Below are 20,820 nucleotides of genomic sequence, written 5' to 3'. Positions count from 1 at the left end.
GATTAGATTACCTTCGCTTCGTTTTTCAGTTTCTCGACCAGTTCAGCCACCGACTTGACCTTGATGCCAGCGCTGCGTGCTGCCGGCGCTTCAACTTTCACAGTCGAGTGGGTCGAAGCTGTGGAAACGCCCAACGCGTCTGGCGTCAGCACTTCAAGCGGCTTCTTTTTGGCTTTCATGATGTTTGGCAAGGACGCATAACGCGGCTCGTTCAAACGCAGGTCGGTGGTGATGATGGCCGGCAAACTCAGCGAAACCGTTTGTGCGCCGCCGTCGATTTCACGGGTGACAGCAACCTTGTCGCCCGCCACTTCAACGTTCGAAGCAAAGGTGCCCTGACCGTAACCGGTCAGCGCCGCCAGCATCTGGCCGGTCTGGTTGTTGTCGCTGTCGATGGCTTGTTTGCCCAGGATCACCAGCTGTGGCTGCTCCTTGTCGACCACCGCCTTGAGCAGCTTGGCCACGGCCAGCGAGGTCAGGTCTTCGGCAGATTCGACGAGGATGGCACGATCGGCACCCAGAGCCAGCGCAGTACGCAGCTGTTCCTGAGCCGTGGTCGGACCGATGGAGACGACGACGATTTCAGTCGCAACGCCCTTCTCTTTCAGGCGTACGGCTTCTTCCACTGCGATTTCGCAGAAGGGGTTCATCGACATCTTGACGTTGGCGAGGTCAACGCCGGAGTTGTCCGCTTTGACGCGAACCTTAACGTTGTAATCGACCACTCGTTTGATACAGGCCAGCACCTTCATTGCTTCTCCCTCAATGGCTATACATTGCCTTGGGCATGGCGCCGGCTCGTACCGGCGCCCTCCACCAGTGTTGATTGAAACCCTTAAACCGCCGACGGCTCGACTGGCAAAATAAGCCGGTCCGGAACTGTTTGCCCCGAATGGCGGGCCACGAAGTAGTACACCAGCGCGGGTAGCGTCAGGCCGATGATCCAGGAGATATCGGTACCGCCCAGATGTTCGACCAATGGTCCAGTGTAGAAACTGGTGGCAATAAAAGGCAGCTGGATCACTACCCCAAAGGCATACACGAGAATACCGCGCAGGTTCCAGCGTCCGTATCGGCCATTTGGGTTAGACAGTGCCGGCACGTCGTAGCGCTCTTTGCTTATCAGATAGAAGTCCACCAGGTTGATGGCGCTCCACGGCGTGAAAAACGCGAGCAGAAACAGAATGAATGCCGAAAAATCGTGCAGGAACGAGTGCTGCCCCAACAACGCCAGCAAGGTGGCCAGCCCCACCATGATCAGGATGTAGACAAGGCGCAGGCTTCTGGAAATCTCGTGATTGCCGCGAAACCCGCTGACAATGGTCGCCAGCGACATGAAACTGCCATAGGCATTGAGCGTAGTGATCGTCACTTTGCCGAATACCACGCAGAAATACAGCACCGCGGCCATCGCCCCGGTCGAGCTCAGCCCTACGATGTACGACACTTCATGGCCGGCGAATTTGTCTCCCGCCAGCGCCGCCACAAACACCCCGAAGACCATCGATATCTGCGACCCCACCACCGAACCCAGGCCGACCGCCAGAAAGGTTTTCACCGACGAGGTTTTGCCCGGCAAGTAACGCGAGTAGTCGGCAACATACGGCCCAAACGCGATCTGCCATGACGCCGAGAGCGAGATGGCCAGCAAAAAACTGCTCAGCGAGAAGTGCCGGTTGCTCAGCAGCACCGCGACATCATTTTGCGACAGCAAGGTGTAGAACAAATAGAAGAACGCCAGGACGCCGACCACGCTCGCCACCCGTCCAATCATATGAATGGTGCGATAGCCGAGGATGGTCAGCAGCACGATCAACGCGGCAAAAATCAGAATGCCCCACGAATCACTGACACCCGCCAGTTGCCCGACAGCCTGCCCGGCCAGTACCGAACCGCTGGCCGAAAAGCCCACGTACATCAGGCACACCAGTACGATCGGTATCACCGCGCCATAAACACCGAACTGTACCCGGCTGGAGATCATCTGCGGCAAGCCCAGCTTGGGGCCTTGCGCCGCATGCAGCGCCATGATTGCACCACCCAGTACTTGTCCAATCAACAGGCCGATCAGCGACCAGAACACATCGCCGCCCAGAACCACGGCCAGTGCCCCGGTGACAATCGCCGTCACTTGCAAGTTCGCCCCGAACCACAAGGTAAACTGACTGAACAGGCGGCCATGGCGTTCGGATTCCGGGATGTAATCAATTGAGCGCTGTTCAACCAGCGCGGCCCGCGGTGAATCTTCATTGTGCGTGGACATAAGCAGTTCCTTGAGGTCGTCACCGTGGGTGCGCCCGTTGTTTTGGGAAAGACTTTTCCAATCCTTGACCGTACCGCTACGCATCCCTGCAGCCGCTGGCAGGAGCCGTGCTCCTGCCGCAAACCGATTACTTGCAGGCGTCGAGCAAGGCACGGGAAATGATGATTTTCTGCACCTCTGAGGTGCCTTCAAAAATCCTCAGGATCCGCGCGTCGCGTACATAGCGCTCAAGGGGCAAGTCGCGAACGTAGCCATAGCCTCCATGCAATTGCAGCGCCGCATCGGTGACAAAACCGGCACATTCGGCAGCCACCAGTTTGGCCGTGGCCGAATCCAGACTGAAACGTTCGCCACTGTCACGCCGTGCCGCAGCTTTCATGGTCAGCAGACGGGCGCTCTCAAGCTGCGCATACATATCCGCCAGCCGCCATTGCGTTCCTTGATAGGCGGCCAGCGGCTTGGGCCCGATCTGCCGTTCACGCACCCAGTTCAGACTGGCTTGCAAGGCCGCATTGGCGATACCCAGCGACATCGCCGCCACTTCGACCCGTCCGCGATCCAGTACCGCCATCGCAGTATTAAAGCCCTGCCCTTCAACACCCAGCAATGCCGATGCCGGCAACCAGCAATCGAGCGCCAACTCGTAAATCGTGCTGCCACGCAAGCCCATGGTTTTTTCCGGGCTGGAGAAATCGATCCCGGGCGTGCCACGGGGCACCATAAAAGCGCTAATGCCCTTGTGCCCTGCTTCAGCATCCGTCTTGACGTAAAGAACGATGAAATCGGCTTCTTTGGCGTTGGTGATGTAATGCTTGCTGCCGCGTACGCGCCAGCCACCGTCTTCACGCACGGCACGACTGCGCATGTCGGCAGGGTTTGAACCTGCGGCCGGTTCGGTCAGGGCGAATGCGCCCAGCAGTTCGCCACTTGCAGCACGTGGCAGCCACTCCTGCTTCTGCTCCTCGGTCCCGCCCAGCAGAATCGAGTCCGTCGCCAGGAAATGTGCGGTCATGGCCGATGCCGTTGAGGCACACGCACCTGCCACAGCCTCCACCACACGGCTCATGGCCAGACTGCCGATCCCCAACCCACCGTAAGTCTCAGGCAAGTTGATCCCCATGCACCCCAGGTCACCCAAGGCCTTGATGCTGTCGGCGCAGAATGTTTCGGTTTCGTCGTAATGCCGGGCCAGCGGTTGAATCACTTCGCGTGCGACCTGCTCGGCACTTTCAATCACCGCCAGTTCTTCTGCATTCAATTCAAAGTTCATGCGTGCTCTCCTGATTTGCTCAGGCCAAACAGCCTGTTGTCGGCGCCCAATTGCGGGGCGCGAGTGGTTGCGTGTGGTTTCTGGCCATTGAAAAACACCGGTTGCGGCACCAGCGGTAAGGCCCCGCCCTCAGGCAGAACCTGCAACTGACGCACTCGGGCATGTTCGCTGCCTGCGGCCTCGGCCAGGTTCCAGACCGGTGACGAGGGCACTCCCGCGTCCAGCAAGCCGTCACACAAATGCTCGACGCTGTGCTGTGCCGTCCAACCTTCGATGGCTGCGCGCAACGCCGGCTCGTTCAGCGTGCGCCGGGTGTCATCGATAAACCGTGGATCAGTGGCCAGTTCCGGTTGCCCCATGCAGTGACACAAGCGCTCGAACAAACGATTGCTGGCCACGGCAATCACCACCAGACCATCGGCAGCGCGGTAGGTGTCGAACGGTGTCGAGACCGGATGCCGGTTACCCACCAGCCCCGGCGCAACACCGTTGGCGTAAAGGTTGGACAGACCGGTCATTTGCAAACTGAACAGCACATCAAACATGGCCACGTCGATGTACTGCGCACCCGGAGCATGACGCTCACGGGCAAACAGCGCCGAGCTGATTGCCCAGGCCGCGTACACCCCTGCGCACAGGTCGCCTATGGCCTCGCCGCTGCGGGTCGGCCCGGTGGATGCAAATCCGGTCACGCTCATCAGGCCGGACATGGCCTGGGCCACGATGTCGTAGGCCGGACGGCTGGACAGCGGACCATCCTGGCCAAAGCCCGAAATGCTGGCGTAGATCAGCTGCGGGTTGTGCTGTTTGAGGGTATCGAAATCAATGCCCAGCCGTTGGGTAACCCCGGGACGGAAGTTCTCGACCACCACATCCGCATCGGCCACCAACTCATAAAAACGCTGACGATCCGCCGGGTCCTTGAAATCGATTTCAACGCTGCGCTTGCCCCGGTTAATCAACCCGAAATACACGCTCTCGCCATCCAGAAACGGCCCCAGGTGCCGGGCATCATCGCCCTCTTGCGGCACTTCGAACTTGATGACGTCGGCCCCCAGATCCGCGAGCATCGCCGTGCAATGCGGCCCTGCCAGCACGCGACTGATGTCCAGCACGCGCACGCCTTGCAGTTGTCGGGTAAATGGACTGCTGTTCATTTTTATCACCTCGGAGTCTTGATGCCCTGCCGGGCTGGCGTCTATCAGCCGTTAACCATCGGCAGGTTCAGGCCCTGCTCGTTGGCGCAGTCAATGGCGATGTCGTAGCCGGCATCGGCATGGCGCATCACCCCGGTGGCCGGGTCGTTGTGCAGGACGCGGGCGATGCGTTCGGCCGCTTCGTCGGTGCCGTCACACACGATCACCATCCCCGAATGCTGCGAGAAGCCCATACCAACGCCACCGCCGTGGTGCAGCGAAACCCAGGTCGCGCCGCTCGCGGTGTTGAGCAAGGCGTTGAGCAGCGGCCAGTCGGAGACTGCATCCGAGCCATCCTTCATCGATTCGGTTTCGCGGTTCGGGCTGGACACCGAACCCGAATCCAGGTGGTCGCGACCGATCACGATCGGTGCTTTCAACTCACCGCTGCGTACCATTTCGTTGAACGCCAGGCCGAGCTTGGCGCGCTGACCCAGGCCAACCCAGCAGATACGTGCCGGCAGACCCTGGAAGCTGATGCGCTCGCGGGCCATGTCCAGCCAGTTGTGCAGGTGGGCGTCGTCGGCAATCAGTTCTTTGACCTTGGCGTCGGTTTTGTAAATGTCTTCCGGATCACCCGACAGCGCAACCCAGCGGAACGGGCCTACGCCACGGCAGAACAAGGGACGGATATAAGCCGGTACAAAACCCGGGAAGTCGAAGGCGTTTTCGACGCCGACTTCCTTGGCCATCTGACGGATGTTGTTACCGTAGTCGAAGGTCGGAATACCGGCTTTCTGGAACGCCAGCATGGCTTCGACGTGTTCGCCCATGGAGGCTTTGGCGGCTTTGACCACGGCAGCCGGATCGGTCACGGCGCGGTCGCGGTACTGTTCCCAGGTCCAGCCTTTGGGCAGGTAGCCGTTAAGCGGGTCGTGAGCGCTGGTCTGGTCGGTGACCATGTCCGGACGTACGCCACGGCGGACCATTTCTGGCAGCAGTTCGGCGGCATTCCCGCACAGGGCGATAGAAATGGCTTTGCCTTCAGCGGTGTATTTCGCGATACGCGCCAGCGCGTCATCCAGGTCCACGGCTTGTTCGTCGACATAACGGGTCGCCAGACGGAAATCGATGCGACTCTGCTGGCATTCGATGTTCAGCGAGCAGGCACCGGCCAGAGTGGCAGCCAGAGGCTGCGCACCGCCCATGCCACCCAGGCCGGCGGTGAGTACCCATTTGCCCACCAGGCTGCCGTTGTAATGCTGGCGCCCGGCTTCAACGAAGGTCTCGTACGTGCCCTGAACGATGCCTTGGCTACCGATGTAGATCCAGCTGCCGGCGGTCATCTGCCCATACATGGCCAGGCCCTTGGCGTCGAGTTCGTTGAAGTGCTCCCACGTGGCCCAGTGTGGCACCAGGTTGGAGTTGGCGATCAGTACACGGGGCGCGTTGCTGTGGGTTTTGAACACACCGACCGGCTTGCCCGACTGCACCAGCAGGGTTTCGTCATCGTTGAGGTTGGTCAGGCTCTCGACAATCTTGTCGTAGCACTCCCAGTTACGCGCCGCGCGACCAATACCGCCATACACCACCAGCTCGGTCGGGTTCTCGGCCACTTGCGGGTCGAGGTTGTTCATCAGCATCCGCAACGGGGCTTCGGTCATCCAGCTCTTGGCGGTGAGCTGGGTGCCGCGTGCTGCACGGATTTCACCGTCACGGTGGCGGTCAGGGGCAGTGGTCATGGTTCATCCTCATCAAATGGCTTCAATGTCATACGGTGTCATGTGCTACCAGAGCACTTATACCAACCTGTATGTACAAGTGAATGCAAGTGAAGGGCCAACCTGAGCACCTGAATAGGCATCTCTATCTGATCCATCTATAAATTTACTTTTAAATCATTAAGTTAGAATCTAATGATTTTTTGGAAAGTATTTTTCATGCAGCAGATAGCCACAATAAATTGCCGCAACTTGGTGCGATTCAGGGCAGGAAGGTAACGGAATTGCACCAAAAGTAACGCGGGTAACACTGTGTTCCCGCGTAAAACTGCGTCCTCAATTACCGCATTGACCTTGCAAGCGGTAACGTGAGCCGGGGTAGACCAGACGTGCGCTGCCCACCAGCCCCTGGGCCGACCAGGTGCGCCGGCGAATCAACAGGCAGGGTTCGTTGCGCTTGATCTGCAGTAAGCGGCACTCTGCCGATTTGGCATGGATGGCTTCGACGACATGCTCCCCTCCGGTGAGGGGTGCCAGCTGCATCAGATAGGCATAGGCGGTGGTCCGGGTGAAATCCTGCAGCAAGTAATCGGGGGCAATCGCGGCATTGACGAACCGCTCTTCTATTTGCACGGGCATGTCGTTTTCGTGATGCACCATCACGGAATGAAACACCCGCTTGATACCGTCCAGGGCAAACGGCAAGGCCAATGAGGACTTCGGTGCAAGCTCTTCGAGAAGAATGACTTCACAGCGATGGGCATGACCGCGCTCCGAAATTTCCTGGGCAATATTACGAATCTCGAATAAAGCCGATTGCCCTTTTGGCACAGCCACAAACGTGCCGACGCCTTGCATGCGTACCAGCAGGCCTTCAATGGTCAATTCACGTAGCGCACGGTTGATAGTCATGCGGCTCACGCCCAGCAGGTTGAGCAATTCGCTTTCCGAGGGCAATTTTGAGTTGGGCAGCCAGGCGCCTGAACGGATTTTCTGCGCGATGGCCTGCTTGACGCGTGCGTACAGCGGCGAAGGACTCTCGATGGAAAACGACTCAAGGGATGAATGGTCATCAACAGACTGGGACACGACGGCTCCTGTTACGGGTTTGGGCATGCATGGGCACGTTGCCAGTCTACCTCTAGCGCGCCTTCAGCAATACGGGCGCTTGATGCCACACGCCAAGGGCCGCCAACAGCACAGTCAGGATTGACGACGATGGGCACCGACTTGAGTCATCCGACCCGGGCTCACTTGCGCGGCATGTAGTCGCGCTGCCAGCGCCGGGGAATTTTCAATGACACCAGGCCCAGCACCACGGAGAACCCGGCGCTGAAGAGCAATGCCATGATGCCGAAGCGCGCTTCCAGCAGCGCACCGATAACCGCACCCGATAACATGCCCGTCCACGGCACCAACTGTACTCGCCAGCCACTGGGCCGCTCGCCCAATAACCAACGGCCCAGCCCGCGCCCGAAACGCGAGAGCGCGCCCGTCACATAGGTCAGCCCAACCGGCAAACCGTTAACCTGCTCCACTGCCGCATTGAGCATGCCCATCGCCACAATGGCCGCCAGCATCGCAGGGGCGCGTGAGTCGAAGGGCACCAGGGCGGCGGCGCATAAAAGTCCGGCGATCCATAGCATCAGTGGCAGCGCGCGCTGGCCACCCCAGCGTCCGATCATGATACCCAGGGCATTGCCGACCACGAACGCCAGCACTGCACCCACCAAACGCACCACGCTCTGCAGATTACCCTCGCCGATGGCCACGGCCAGCCGCGTGGTATTGCCACTCATGAACGAAATAAAGTCACCCGTGGCCAAAAAGCCAATGGCATCGGTCATGCCCGCCAGTACCGAAAGGCTTGCTACCAACCCCAGCCCCACTCGCCCACGCCAGGCGCGAACACGCAGGTGCACAGCGTTGCCAGATTTCCTGAACGGTACTGGAAGCATCGAAAACGACCTTATGAAGGTGAAAAAGCAGGTTAGACAAAAAATCTTGTCACATAAAAACCCTAAACTTAAGGTCTATGTAGGATGAATCAGAATCAATTGTAGGTAGTATCGAACCAATTTCGAAAAACGCGTCTAATAAATACTTTGCTCAAGGACGAGAAGCATAGGACGCACATAAACGACAAGGATATACACGCGGATCTACTGACTGCTGTGACCAGGTTGGTCAGCCTTAATGGATGTAATCAGAAGAGCCTCATGACCCAGTCCGTTTTAAAATCCCGATTCAAGCCCTACGCGCTGGCAGCGATCCCGCTGTTGATGATTGCCGCTGCCGTCACCCTCACATCCCACGCGGACAAAGTATTTGCAGAGCCGGTTGACGGCGTGCAAACACTGGTGTTCATGCGTCATGCCGAGAAACCTGCCGATGGCCTTGGCCAACTGACCTGCCAGGGACTGAACCGCGCCATCGATTTGGCGACACTGCTGCCACTGAAGTACGGTAATGCCAACTATGTATTTGCCGCGGACCCGTCGCGGCGAGTTGAAGAAGGCGCCGACGATGATGCCTACAGTTACGTGCGACCGCTGATGACCATCAACCCCAGCGCCATCAAACTAGGATTGCCGATCAATCTGGAGTTTTCGGCCAATGACACGCGCCAACTGGCCCGGGAATTGACCAAAGACAAATACCACAACGCGACGATCTACACCGCCTGGTCTCATGGCTATTTGCCAGAACTGATCAACAGCGTCGCGGGCGAAGCCCTGGGCAAGAAGACCACACTGACAGAAGACTGGCCATCCCATGACTTCGACACGCTCTATGTACTGACCGTGACCTGGCATGACGGCAAGGCAACGCTGCTCAGCCGCGTTGACAAGCAAGAACTGAACAACGGCACCAAAGCCTGCCCGACCTGATCAGCCCGTAACAGTCAAAGGCCGCATCGGAGCGCTGCCAGCGCACTGTCCCTCGAAGTCAGTGCGCAGCACTATCGGCAAAAAACGTTGTCAGATAAAGCAACCACCTTCCAGCGCTGGCTGCCAAACCAGGCCGGTGCGATCCACTCCTGACTTGCGAAGAGCTCAAGGTACAAGCATGAAGATTAACGTTATCGGTTTACCTCTGGTCATCGTCGCCATGCTGGGGCTTGCGGGCTGCTCAACACCCAGCGTGGTGACCCTGCAAAACGGCACGCAATACTTGACCAAAGACATGCCGAAAACCAAGACCAAAGACGGCTTCTATGAGTTTGAAGACATCGCAGGCAAACGTATCAAGGTCAGGGCTGACGAGGTCGGCACCATCAGGAAGGCCGACTGACCGCCCTGCGCAAAGGGCGGCCGTGATCAATGCAGCGCGTCGAGCAGCCGGTAGTAACTGATACCGGCTGCCAGATACAGGCGCTGCAAACGGTGGAAAGGAATCTGGCGAATCGGTGTCACCGGAAACGGAAAGTCATCACTGGTACCCGCCATGCGCGCCGCGAGGTGCTTGCCCAGCATGGCCGACATCGCAACCCCGCGCCCGTTGTAGCCAAGCAGAATCGACAGCCCCGGTTGCGGCTCATGCAGTTGCGGCAACACGCTCTGGTTGAGCGCAACACGACCACTCCAGCGGTACTCGATCGCCACCCCCGCCAACTGCGCAAACACGTTGACCAACGAACGCTCCAGATGCGCCCAGTCACCCGCACGGCAGGGCTCGGCAAACGGCCCTCGACCGCCCAGCAGAACCCGCCCTTGGGCATCCTGCTTGAAGTACAGCAGCAAACGCCGCGCGTCCGAGCACACTTCCCCGCCGGGCAGCACGGTTTTACGCAGCTCGGGTGACAGCGGGCGCGTGGCAATGATAAAGCTGTTAGCTGCCAGCACGGTCTGGCGCAGGCCTGGCCATAAGTCATCGGTGTAGCCGTTGGTCGCCAGCAACACCCGTTCGGCCATCACGGTATGGCCTTGCGCCGTAGTCAGTTGCCACTTCGGGCCAATCCGGCGTAAATCCGTGACCCGGCTATCGCTGTGAATGGTCACGCCACGGCCCAACGCCGATTTGGCCAGTCCCCGCGCATAGTTGAGTGGATGCAGGCTGCCGGCACGCGGATCAACCCATCCCCCCATGTAGTTCCGTGAACCGATACGTTGACAGACCGCCTCACGGTCCAGCAGCTCAACCGGTACTCCGCGCTGCTCCCATTGCCGGGCGCGATGCTCCAGTGCCTTGAGTGACGTCGCAGAGTTGGCGGGCTGGATCCAGCCTTTGCGGCTGGCATCGCAGGCAATGCTGTACTCGCGGATCAATGAAAAGACTTCATCCGCCGCACCGCCGCAGGCCTCAATGATCGTCTCGCCGCGCTGCGACCCGAAGCGTTCGATCAACTGATCCGGGTCATATTTAAGCCCGGGAATCACCTGTCCACCGTTACGGCCGGAGGCTCCCCAACCCGGCTCGGCCGCGTCCAGTACGCACACGCTGATGCCCGCCTCTGCCAGGCGCAGTGCGGTGACCAGCCCGGTGTAGCCCGCGCCGACAATCGCCACGTCCACCTGCTTGTTTTCACTCAAGGCAGGGGTCAATGCCGCAGGGCGAGCGGTGGCCGTCCAGAGCGACGGCGGTAATGTCCTGATTGACGACGATTTCATCCCTGCGCCTCCCCAACCTGCTCCATGTCGGACACTGCAAGACCGCCAGCCCCCTTGAGTTCAATCATTACTTTCTCCGCAGTGCAAAACGCGCTTCCAGACGGCGCAAGCCAAAGGACAGCGGCAAGCTCATAGACAGGTACAACAACGCAACCAGGGTGTACACCGTCATGTTTTCAAAGGTCGACGAGGCAATCAGCTGCCCTTGCCGTGTCATTTCGGCCACGGTAATGGTCGACACCAGCGAAGAATCCTTGAGCATCATCACCAGGGTGTTGCCGTAAGGCGGCAAGGCAATGCGGAACGCCTGGGGCAGCACGATCCGGCGCATGATCATCAGGCCACGCATGCCGACCGACTGCGCCGCCTCGATCTGGCCATGGTCAATGGCCTGAATTCCGGCGCGGAAGTTCTCGGCCTGGTAGGCCGAATAAGCGATCCCCAACCCGATCACACCGGCCTGCATGGCGCTGAGCTGGATACCGAAGTCGGGTAATACGAAATAGATGTAAAACAGCTGCACGATAATCGGCAGCCCGCGTATCACGTTGACCACGCCGATGGCGAACAACGCGATGGCACGAATTTTCGAGACCATCATCAAGGCAAACAACAGACCGATCAGCGAGCTCAGTACGAACGATCCCGCCGTGACCTGTACAGTGACCACCGCCCCTTTCAACAGAATGGGCAGAAAGTCCAACGCATCCTGGACAAACATAAAGCTACCTGCGAAACACCACATAAAGCGGCACCCGGACCTGCCAGGGCCGCAGGACCATCAATTCAGTTTCCACTTCTCGATGATGCGTTGCAGCGAGCCGTCAGCCTTGATCGCCGCGATGCCGCGATTGACCTGCGCCAGCTTCTCGCTGTCACCCTGGCGCATGACCAGGCACACATCGCCCATGACCACCGGCACATAGGTGTCTGACAGTTTTACGTCCTGGTTTTTACCTTGAGCCAGCTGATAGGCAATGATCGGGCGATCGCCAAAGGCGGCTTTGATCCGGCCCAGTGACAAGTCGCGCATCATGTCGGGAATGGAGTCGTAGCTGCGCACTTCCTTGAACCCGCCGTGCTTGTTAAGCGCATCGAGGAACACGGTGCCCACTTGGGCGCCGACCACTTCACCGGCCAGGTCATCCATGCTCTTGTAGGGTTTTGCGTCGTCAGCCTTCACGATCAGGCCTTCGCCGTAGCTGAAGATCGGGTCGGAATATTTCACGACCTTTTCCCGCTCAGGGGTCTTCAACATGGCCGCCGAGATCAGGTCGATCTTGCTTGAGGTCAACGATGGGATCAGAGCCGCGAAGGTGGTCTGCTGGATCTCGGTATCAAACCCCCCGGCCTTGCCGACGGCTTCTACCGCGTCAACCATCATGCCCTGGATGTTTCCGCTCTTGATGTCTAGGAACGTAAACGGAATACCTGTGGCGGTAGCACCGACTTTGTAGACGGGTGCAGCTGTGACACTGGCGGACACCATCAAACCGGTGGCCATTGCGCACATAAGCGTGAGCACTTGAAATGGTTTTTGCATGGCGAATCTCCCTGTGATCGCTTTTATTATTCCTGATGACGCCTCTAAAAAACCGTCGCGCCCTGTGGTACAAAAAGCGTGCTTCGACTATAACCAATTCGCTCAAATCGTAAAGAGATTTATAAATATCGCTTATCGATATTCACTGCCCGTACAAAAGCCAAGGAAACACCATGAGTGATCACAACAACCCTCTTTTCAATCAATCTCTGGAAAAGGGGCTGGCCGTGCTTCGCGGGTTTGGCGCAGCGCGGCGCACCATGAACCTGGCTGATATTGCACAGGTGGCGGGCATCAGCAAAAGCTCGGCGCAGCGCATGATCCATACCCTTGAAGAGCTCGGCTACGTGCGCAAACACCCGCAAAGCCGGCGCTTCCAGCTAACGCCAAAAGTCATGGAGATTGGCTACAACTACCTGGCGGCCGACATTCTGGTCGACGTTGCCAACCCCTACCTGGCCGAACTCAATCAGATCACCGGCGAGACGGTCAACCTGACGGAGCCGGACGGACTGGATATGGTTTATGTGGCCCGTTTCGTCGCACCAAAATTCATCCCGGTGCACATGCCGATCGGTAGCCGGATCCCCATGTACTGCAGTGGCGCCGGACGCGCTTACCTCAGCGTGCTGGGAGATGACGAGATCCATGCCATGCTCGAATCCAGCGACCGGGTGACGTTCACCCAATACACCCAGACCGACATCTCGAGCATTTTCAAACGCATCCAGAACAGCCGCGCACAAGGTTATGCCACCAACCAGGAAGAAATGTTCCTCGGCGACATGACCATCGCTGCGCCTGTCATCAACAGCCATGGGCTACCCGTGGCCTCCGTACATTTGGCCGTGCCCTGCAGCCGCTGGACCCTGCCCGACGCCGAACAGAAACTGGCCTCCTCCGTTATCCAGTGTGCGCGCTCGATCAGCAACTCGATCCGGACGTTGTAAGGCGTTGTTGAGCGACCCGGTCTTATCGCAGCCTTCGGCAGCGACTACAGGGGCATATATGCACCGGGCTACGTTCGGCATCGGCAGGATTGGCGTATGATGCGCGGCAATTTCCTTACGTTCGGTAACTCTTTATGCCCAGTCTTTCCTCAGCCAAACCCATACGCGGCTGGTCATTCTGGTGGAAGCCTCTGCTGTTCCTGCTGGTCGCCGGTATTGGCCTGTACTACGTAAAATGGTCGCCCTACTACTTCAAGGCGTTTGTCGCCGCAGACAATCACAGCATTGGCGCTTCGATCCTCAATGACAACCAGGGCGAGCCCATCGCCGCGGCTCTGGCCTATGCCAAGGTGTATTTCCTGGCCATTTGGAAAGCTGCCGTACTGGCGGTGATTCTTGGCTCGCTGATTCAGGTCCTGATTCCCCGTGACTGGCTGCTGCGCCTGTTCGGCAAAGCCGGCCTGGGTTCAACCCTGCGCGGCGGCCTGTTCGCTTTGCCGGGCATGATGTGCACCTGCTGTGCCGCACCGGTGGCGGCCGGCATGCGTCGACAAAACGTCTCGGTGGGTGCCGCACTGGCCTTCTGGATCGCCAACCCGGTGCTCAATCCGGCCACGCTGGTATTTATGGGGTTTGTCCTGGGCTGGGGCTTCAGTGCCTTGCGTCTGGTGGCCGGCCTGGTACTGGTGATTGGGGTGTCGCTGATCGCGCAACGCATCTCGCGTCCTGAAACCATTCCTGAAGCTGCGCTGGAAGCCGTGTCCGAAGCGAGCGTGATCAATCAGCAAAGCTTTTTCAGCCGCTGGGGCCGCACTTTGTGGCAGCTGTTCTGGAACACGATTCCGGTGTATCTGCTGGCGGTGTTGCTGCTGGGCGCGGCACGGGTCTGGTTGTTCCCCCATGTAGACGGTGCCATGAGCGACAACCTGATGTGGTTGGTGCCGCTGGCCATTATCGGGACATTGTTTGTCATTCCGACGGCTGCTGAAATCCCGATTGTGCAGACCATGATGGCACTGGGCATGGGCACGGCACCGGCCGTAGCCCTGCTCATGACCTTACCCAGCGTGAGTCTGCCGTCGCTACTGATGCTGCGCAAAGACTTCGACGCTCGGGTGCTGGTCAGCGTTGCGCTGATGACCATGCTGGTCGGAGTCATCAGCGGGCTCGTGGGGCTGTGGTTGCTCTGACAGCATGCAGCGGAACCTGTAGACGGAATGCCTTTTGCCATCACCAAAGGTCCGTGTTAGAGCGTCCAATTAAGGTTTGGTTAAGTTTAGGTCAGTAACGTGACCAGCGGGTCACAAAAGGCCCGCCCTGAACTTAACAGGCTATTGGCCTGGCACTGGCAAAGAGGACGAATGATGAGTACCAAGGACAACCAGCCTTTGGCTGCAGCTACTGCCTGTCACGATACGGAACATGCCGATGCAGCGCTGCAGCACATAGTTGAAGGTTTTATGCATTTCCATCATGAGGTCTTTCCGCAACAGAAAGACCTGTTCAAAAGGCTTGCCACCGCCCAACGACCACGGGCAATGTTCATTGCCTGCGCAGACTCGCGAATCGTTCCTGAACTGATCACCCAAAGCGCACCCGGCGACTTGTTCGTGACCCGTAATGTCGGCAACGTCGTACCACCTTACGGGCAGATGAACGGCGGGGTGTCCACGGCCATTGAATACGCCAACCTGGCCCTGGGCGTACAACACATCATCATCTGCGGGCACTCCGATTGCGGAGCGATGCGGGCCGTGCTCAACCCGGCAAGCCTGGAGAGAATGCCCACGGTCAAAGCCTGGCTACGCCACGCCGAGGTCGCTAAGACCATGGTGCAAGAGAACTGCGATTGCGCCAACGAAACCGAAGGCATGCACATTCTGACCGAAGAAAATGTGATCGCGCAGTTGCAGCACCTGCGCACTCATCCGTCGGTGGCCTCACGCATCGCCAACGGCCAGTTGTTTATCCACGGCTGGATCTACAACATCGAGACCAGTCAAATCAAAGCCTACGATGCAGAACAGGGATGTTTCCTGCCCCTGGACAATCCCCTGGCAATCCCTTGCGCGACACCTAAAGCGCGCTTCTAAACCGTCATCATCGAGTAACGCTGTGGCTGCTCAAAAGCAGTCAGGCCTTACCCTGTCTCACGATTTTCCAGGGAGAGTCATCATGCGTGCTGCGCAATTAAAAGCGGTTTTTCCACGGGAGCTTTTGGCTTCCGTGGTGGTGTTTCTGGTCGCCCTGCCTCTGTGCATGGGTATCGCCATCGCCTCCGGGATGCCACCAGCCAAAGGCCTGATCACGGGCATCATCGGTGGTCTGGTGGTCGGCTGGCTGGCGGGGTCCCCGCTGCAAGTCAGCGGCCCGGCAGCCGGGCTGGCGGTATTGGTCTTCGAACTGGTCCGCCAGCATGGCGTGGCCATGCTCGGTCCAATCCTGCTCCTGGCAGGTTTTCTACAACTGGTGGCCGGGCGCTTGCGGCTGGGCTGCTGGTTTCGTGTCACCGCCCCGGCTGTGGTCTACGGCATGCTCGCGGGGATCGGGGTACTGATCGTGCTGTCGCAAGTGCACGTCATGCTCGACGGTGCTCCCAAGCCCTCGGGGCTGGATAACCTGACAGGCTTCCCTGGAGCACTGGCCGAGGCCATGCCGACCCTGGGAGGCGGACTGGGCTGGCAGGCCGGGTTGCTCGGCCTCGCGACAATGCTGGTGATGTGGTTGTGGGACAAGTTCCGGCCGCGAACCCTGCGGTTTATCCCCGGCGCCCTACTCGGTGTAGGCTTGACCACCGTGGTCAGCCTGGCACTGGCCTTACAGGTCAAACGGGTGAACGTTCCGGAAAACCTGGCTGACGCAATCGACTGGTTGCGCCCTGCCGACCTGTTGAACCTGGCCGACCCCAACCTGCTGATCGCCGCCTTCGCGGTCGCCTTTATCGCCAGCGCCGAAACCTTGTTGTCAGCGGCAGCGGTTGACCGCATGCACAGTGGGCAACGCTCGGATTTTGACAAGGAGCTGTCCGCCCAAGGGGTTGGCAATATGCTCTGCGGCTTGCTCGGTGCGCTGCCCATGACCGGCGTGATCGTGCGCAGTTCGGCCAACGTCCAGGCCGGGGCCACCACGCGCTATTCAGCGATATTCCATGGCCTGTGGCTGCTGGCGTTTGTGCTGCTGCTATCCAGTGTGCTGCAAAGCATCCCGGTGGCGAGCCTGGCGGGCGTGCTGGTCTATACCGGGATCAAGCTGGTGGATCTCAAGGCCTTTCGTGGCCTGGGGCGTTACGGGCGAATGCCTATGTTTACCTATGCGGCAACGGCCCTGGCCATCATCTTTACCGACTTGCTGACCGGTGTGCTGGTAGGGTTCGGCCTGACACTGGTCAAGCTGGCATGGAAAGCGTCGCGACTGAAAATCAGCGTGGTCGAGCTGCCCGGAACCGGTGAGATGGAGTTGCGCCTGAGCGGCGCGGCAACGTTCCTCAAGGTGCCGGCGTTGACTCAAGTGTTGTCACGCGTACCCGCCGGTAGCACGGTGCATGTGCCGCTCAATAACCTGAGCTACATCGATCACTCGTGCCTTGAATTGCTCGAAGAGTGGGCGCGGGCGAATGCGGCCAACGGCTCGAAGCTGTTGATCGAGCCTCGCGGCTTGAAACGGCGTCTGGAGGGACGTACCCGCATGACCACCGGCATCGGATCGGCACCTGCCTGATCACGGCTTGTAGCCGCTGCCGCAGGCTGCGAAAAGGGCCGAAGGACCTTCAAAACAAGGCTACTGCGCCCCCATCGCAGCCTTCGGCAGCAGCTACAGAGCTTGTTAAACCGCTCACCCACCGCCCACGATCAAGCTGCGGTAATGCCCCGGGTTGGTACCGGACCATTTGCGAAAGGCTTTGTAGAAGGAGCTGGTGTCGGCAAAACCCAGGTTCAAGGCGATGTCGGCGAAGCTCAGGTCGGGTTCGGCCAGCCAGCCAATCGCCAACTCCTTGCGTACGCCATCCTTGAGTCCCTGGTAGGTCTGTCCTTCTTCGGCCAGACGACGGCGCAAGGTCGAGGCGGACATGCACAGCCCTTGGGCCAGGCCTTGTGTTTCTGGCCATTGAGCGGCAGGCAATTGGCGCAATGAGTGCTTGATCTGACTCGCCAGGCTTTGCGGATCGCGGTATTTAACCAGAATATTGGCCGGTGCCTGGGCCAAAAACCGTTGCAGCTCCTGAGGGCTGCGCTTGATCGGCAGATCCAGACAATCCGCAGCAAAAATCATCCGCGTCCGCGGGCGATCAAAGCGCAGGTTCTCCGAAAACATCACTGCGTAGTCTTCGCAGTAGTCGGGCGCGGTACAGCGCAACTCAATCGCCAGAATCGGAATCCGCCGGCCGGCCAGCCAGCATGCTACACCGTGCACAATCATCCAATAGGTGAAGTAAGCGAACCCCCGGTTCGATTCACCTTCGGGTTCCAGCAGGACAATTTCCGCCAGGCTTTGCTGACGCACCAGACGTGCCGGCAGGCGCTCCAGCATCAGCGACAGAAATTCCAGCGCCAGCTCCAGCCCCTGTGCCAGGGTGGGCTGGGCCATTGCGGCACGGCACATGAACGCCAGGCTGCCTGATCTGAGCTTGCGCGGATCCATCCCAAAAAACTCATCATCCAGACGCTGCGCCAGCAGCCGCCACAACCGCGCATAGACCGTGGCCGGCACTCGCGCATCCACTTCGCTCAGCAACCCGGGGGCGATGCCGACCTTGTTCAGGACGTCCTGCATGGCGTGGCCCGGCGCACAGCTCTGCAACAGCGCTTCGCGCACCAGGTGGATAGAGATCGTGTCTTTGTTCAACATTGGCCCAGATCCAAGCCCGATGGTTTTTATATGTCGGCCATCTTAAGCAGCGTGGATCAAAAAGCCAGCAGGGTTTGATCTCATGCGGCTGAATCGGCGGTGCTCAACAGCACCGGGCGCAACGCCAACCGACGGGCCAGCAGCCCGGCAAACGCTACCACCGGCACCACCGCTGTGGCCAAAGCCAGCCACAGTAGACCGGCAAAGCCGCCTGCCACCAGTTGTCCGGCGAGCGCAGGGCCGACCATAGAACTCAGGGCAAAGGCAGCAGGAATAAACATGATTGCGCGTCCACTCGGATCAAGCCGGGCTACGGCAGAAGTCTGGTAGATGCAGCCCCAGCAGAAACCTACCTCCCAAATCCAGGCGCCCAGTGCGTACAAGGCAAAACCCTGCGCCTTGGCCAATAACAACAGGCCGGTACTGATCACCCCCAGCACCAGCACATGGGGCCAGCGAGGACCCAGTCGGTCACCGATCAGGGCCAGTGCAAGCGCTGCTGCGCCACCCAGCAATTTGAGCACCGCAAATACGATGCCCATTTGTGCAGGCTCAACAGCCAGCCCGTGCCCCAGACGCTCAAGAAACGCCCACAGGCCTATCTGTCCGGCGCCAAACACAAAGAAAAACCCCAGTGCCCAATACGCGGGCACCGGGAAGCGAAAACGGCCTTGAAGGGAACTGTCTTTCGCCAGATCAACCTTTTCCGAAAACTCGCTGCGCCGAGGCAATGCAAAAGCACTCAGGCTCAGTAACAAAATCATTGCCGCCAGCACCAGCGCGCCACCGGCGTACTGAAAATGGGCAATCACCATCGAAGGCAAAACAAACAGCACCAGCGCCACCAACCCGAGCTCAATCCCCTGGCGCATGCCGAATGCCCGCTCTTTGTTGGGCATTTGCGCCATGATCCGCAGGCCCAGACACGTCATCATTGCAGCAAAAAAACCAATCAAGGCCCACAACGGCAACTGCGCGGCTGCAGGCAATCGCGCAGATGCCAGCAAGGCCAAAGCCGAGCCCGCGGCACAGGTAAACGTCAGTGCGCGCCAGTTGCAACGGTCGATAAAGCCCACGGCTACCAGTGTTCCCACCAGATAGCCGGTAAAGCACACCGAACCGAGTAAACCGATGTGTGTCGGCTCAAAGCCAAAACTGTCTGCCAATGAACCCAGCAGGATGGGCAGCGTATTGAAGGGCAAGCCGCCAATGGTCGATGCCAGGCTCGCCGCCAGCATCCATATCAGCACGTTGCGTTGATTCACCGTCATTGGCACTGCCCTTCCCCTTGGCTCAAATCATCGTTCAGCGATGATCGACCGTGGTGATTTCGCGGCGTTCGGCCATGCTCGCCGGCACGCTGGTCTCATCCGTGAAAAACTGCTGATACCACTCGCGCAGCTGATACACCGGGCCGTCGCCCTCCGCCAATACCGGGTTGTTGACCCGGATCTTGTGGGTCCAGATATCGACGTCCTGGTAGAACGACTCGCGGTTGCGCTGCACGTAATCCAGCGCCAGTGCTTCGTTCTGGGCCTCGCTCCAGCCCGGAACCTTCTTCACCATGCAACCAAAGCGCAGTTCAAAACTGTTGGGACCGATAGGCACATGGCAGTTCAGCAGGATGGACTTGATTTCCTGGCCATCAAACACGGCGCTCATGCGGGTCAGGTGTGTAGCCGGGCCATAGTAGGCCGACTCGGCCACCAGATCTCCGCCCAGGCGCTCGGAATCACCGTGGAAAATCTGCTGGGCAATGTGTCCTTCGAAAACGTTGTGGAAGTATTTGGTTGGCGTGCCGTGGACCGGGCCGAAATGCTGGGCATCCACCAGGTTGTCGACCAGCTCGCGCGGGTTGGTGTTGATGATCAGCTTGTCCATGTGCCAGGAGTGCAGCCATTCATCGCTGTCCATTTCCGGCAAATGCGGGATCACCACACCTTCGGCAGGGGGCTTGCCCTCAGGGTTGTTCCAGACAAACAGCAGCTGGTTGACTTCACAGGTCTGCCAGGTACGGGTTTTGGCCTTGGGCGGAATGCGTTTGCAATAAGGGATTTCCACGCACTTGCCACTGGCATCGAATTGCCAATGGTGGAAGGCGCAAACGACGCGATCGTTTTCAAGCGTGCCCTGGGACAGGTCGGCGCCCATGTGCGGACAGTGGGCATCCATGACGCTGATATCACCTTTCGAGGTGGCATAAGCCAGCAATCGTGTGCCAAACACATTCAGGGTGTGCAGTTTGCCATCACGAAACTCATCCGCTTCACCCAAGCAATGCCAACCACGACCAAAACGTGGCGATAACGCATTCTCGACGTGGATTTCTGCGAGTTTAGTCATTTTTATTATTCCTCAGGTTAAGGGCCAGGGCATGAACCCGGTTGATCTTCACCGAGGTACCCGGAGGCCTCATCGTTCACTTGGACTAGACGCCCCTCTGTGCGGACCCTCCCCGCAGGCGCTGCCACTCAGGCCGTGA

19 protein-coding genes are annotated in these 20,820 nt (G+C 59.0%); 6 read left to right on the top strand and 13 right to left on the bottom strand.

The features are described from left to right. Positions 1-2 precede the first annotated feature (2 nt). The 7 genes from DQN55_RS09195 to DQN55_RS09165 form a co-directional block, all read right to left on the bottom strand. The gene (locus DQN55_RS09195; protein ID WP_074702909.1) at positions 3-752 is read right to left on the bottom strand and encodes an electron transfer flavoprotein subunit beta/FixA family protein; all 750 of its coding nucleotides are present in this window, start codon (positions 750-752) and stop codon (positions 3-5) included. Between the two features lie 83 nt (positions 753-835). Further along, positions 836-2,263, bottom strand: a complete 1,428-nt coding sequence (locus DQN55_RS09190; RefSeq protein ID WP_048384174.1) for a purine-cytosine permease family protein — start codon at positions 2,261-2,263, stop codon at positions 836-838. A 127-nt stretch (positions 2,264-2,390) separates the two neighbouring features. Continuing rightward, positions 2,391-3,533, bottom strand: a complete 1,143-nt coding sequence (locus DQN55_RS09185) for an acyl-CoA dehydrogenase family protein (protein ID WP_048384172.1) — start codon at positions 3,531-3,533, stop codon at positions 2,391-2,393. Continuing rightward, on the bottom strand, positions 3,530-4,690 hold the full coding sequence (locus DQN55_RS09180; protein ID WP_048384170.1) for a CaiB/BaiF CoA transferase family protein: 1,161 nt from the start codon (positions 4,688-4,690) through the stop codon (positions 3,530-3,532). The genes DQN55_RS09185 and DQN55_RS09180 overlap by 4 nt, the downstream gene beginning before the upstream one ends. A 44-nt stretch (positions 4,691-4,734) precedes the next feature. Further along, complete coding sequence (hutU, locus tag DQN55_RS09175; RefSeq protein ID WP_074702907.1) at positions 4,735-6,411, bottom strand: urocanate hydratase; 1,677 nt, start codon at positions 6,409-6,411, stop codon at positions 4,735-4,737. 315 nt (positions 6,412-6,726) lie between these two features. Beyond that, positions 6,727-7,479 (bottom strand): histidine utilization repressor, encoded by a 753-nt coding sequence (hutC, locus tag DQN55_RS09170; protein ID WP_048383421.1) that lies wholly within the window; start codon positions 7,477-7,479, stop codon positions 6,727-6,729. Between the two features lie 161 nt (positions 7,480-7,640). After that, positions 7,641-8,348: a YoaK family protein gene (locus tag DQN55_RS09165; RefSeq protein ID WP_048383419.1), complete on the bottom strand. Its 708-nt coding sequence runs from the start codon at positions 8,346-8,348 to the stop codon at positions 7,641-7,643. Positions 8,349-8,609: 261 nt separating this feature from the next. On the opposite strand from DQN55_RS09165, the gene DQN55_RS09160 reads away from it, so the two are divergent. Together DQN55_RS09160 and DQN55_RS09155 are read left to right on the top strand one after the other, a co-directional pair. Next, the gene (locus DQN55_RS09160) at positions 8,610-9,281 is read left to right on the top strand and encodes a hypothetical protein (protein ID WP_048383417.1); all 672 of its coding nucleotides are present in this window, start codon (positions 8,610-8,612) and stop codon (positions 9,279-9,281) included. Between the two features lie 178 nt (positions 9,282-9,459). Beyond that, the gene (locus tag DQN55_RS09155) at positions 9,460-9,684 is read left to right on the top strand and encodes a YgdI/YgdR family lipoprotein (RefSeq protein ID WP_048383415.1); all 225 of its coding nucleotides are present in this window, start codon (positions 9,460-9,462) and stop codon (positions 9,682-9,684) included. A gap of 26 nt (positions 9,685-9,710) precedes the next feature. Here the strand turns inward: DQN55_RS09155 and DQN55_RS09150 are convergent, their stop codons facing one another. The 3 genes from DQN55_RS09150 to DQN55_RS09140 all read right to left on the bottom strand — a co-directional run bounded on the left by DQN55_RS09150 (position 9,711) and on the right by DQN55_RS09140 (position 12,543). Next, on the bottom strand, positions 9,711-11,000 hold the full coding sequence (locus tag DQN55_RS09150) for an NAD(P)/FAD-dependent oxidoreductase (RefSeq protein WP_048383413.1): 1,290 nt from the start codon (positions 10,998-11,000) through the stop codon (positions 9,711-9,713). Positions 11,001-11,067: 67 nt separating this feature from the next. After that, on the bottom strand, positions 11,068-11,721 hold the full coding sequence (locus DQN55_RS09145; RefSeq protein ID WP_048383412.1) for an amino acid ABC transporter permease: 654 nt from the start codon (positions 11,719-11,721) through the stop codon (positions 11,068-11,070). Positions 11,722-11,781: 60 nt separating this feature from the next. Beyond that, complete coding sequence (locus DQN55_RS09140) at positions 11,782-12,543, bottom strand: ABC transporter substrate-binding protein (protein ID WP_048383410.1); 762 nt, start codon at positions 12,541-12,543, stop codon at positions 11,782-11,784. Positions 12,544-12,716: 173 nt separating this feature from the next. On the opposite strand from DQN55_RS09140, the gene DQN55_RS09135 reads away from it, so the two are divergent. The 4 genes from DQN55_RS09135 (at position 12,717) to DQN55_RS09120 (ending at position 17,210) form a co-directional block, all read left to right on the top strand. After that, a complete protein-coding gene (locus tag DQN55_RS09135; protein ID WP_048383409.1) occupies positions 12,717-13,493 on the top strand; it encodes an IclR family transcriptional regulator in 777 nt (258 codons plus the stop codon). A 134-nt stretch (positions 13,494-13,627) separates the two neighbouring features. Continuing rightward, on the top strand, positions 13,628-14,683 hold the full coding sequence (locus DQN55_RS09130) for a permease (protein WP_048383408.1): 1,056 nt from the start codon (positions 13,628-13,630) through the stop codon (positions 14,681-14,683). A gap of 174 nt (positions 14,684-14,857) precedes the next feature. Next, complete coding sequence (locus tag DQN55_RS09125) at positions 14,858-15,586, top strand: carbonic anhydrase (RefSeq protein ID WP_048383445.1); 729 nt, start codon at positions 14,858-14,860, stop codon at positions 15,584-15,586. A gap of 82 nt (positions 15,587-15,668) precedes the next feature. Continuing rightward, the gene (locus DQN55_RS09120; protein ID WP_048383407.1) at positions 15,669-17,210 is read left to right on the top strand and encodes a SulP family inorganic anion transporter; all 1,542 of its coding nucleotides are present in this window, start codon (positions 15,669-15,671) and stop codon (positions 17,208-17,210) included. A 114-nt stretch (positions 17,211-17,324) separates the two neighbouring features. Here DQN55_RS09120 and DQN55_RS09115 read toward each other — a convergent pair whose 3' ends face one another. From DQN55_RS09115 to DQN55_RS09105, 3 genes are all read right to left on the bottom strand, one after another. After that, a complete protein-coding gene (locus tag DQN55_RS09115) occupies positions 17,325-18,338 on the bottom strand; it encodes an AraC family transcriptional regulator (RefSeq protein WP_048383406.1) in 1,014 nt (337 codons plus the stop codon). A gap of 80 nt (positions 18,339-18,418) precedes the next feature. After that, entirely contained in the window at positions 18,419-19,609 is a 1,191-nt protein-coding gene (locus DQN55_RS09110; RefSeq protein WP_048383405.1) for an MFS transporter, read from the bottom strand. A gap of 34 nt (positions 19,610-19,643) precedes the next feature. Continuing rightward, positions 19,644-20,681, bottom strand: a complete 1,038-nt coding sequence (locus tag DQN55_RS09105) for a Rieske 2Fe-2S domain-containing protein (RefSeq protein WP_048383404.1) — start codon at positions 20,679-20,681, stop codon at positions 19,644-19,646. Positions 20,682-20,820: the final 139 nt, after the last annotated feature.

The organism is Pseudomonas taetrolens (assembly GCF_900475285.1).
GTDB lineage: Bacteria > Pseudomonadota > Gammaproteobacteria > Pseudomonadales > Pseudomonadaceae > Aquipseudomonas > Aquipseudomonas taetrolens.
The sequence above is the reverse complement of the archived record's forward strand: the minus strand, read 5'-3'. Positions and strand labels throughout refer to the sequence as shown.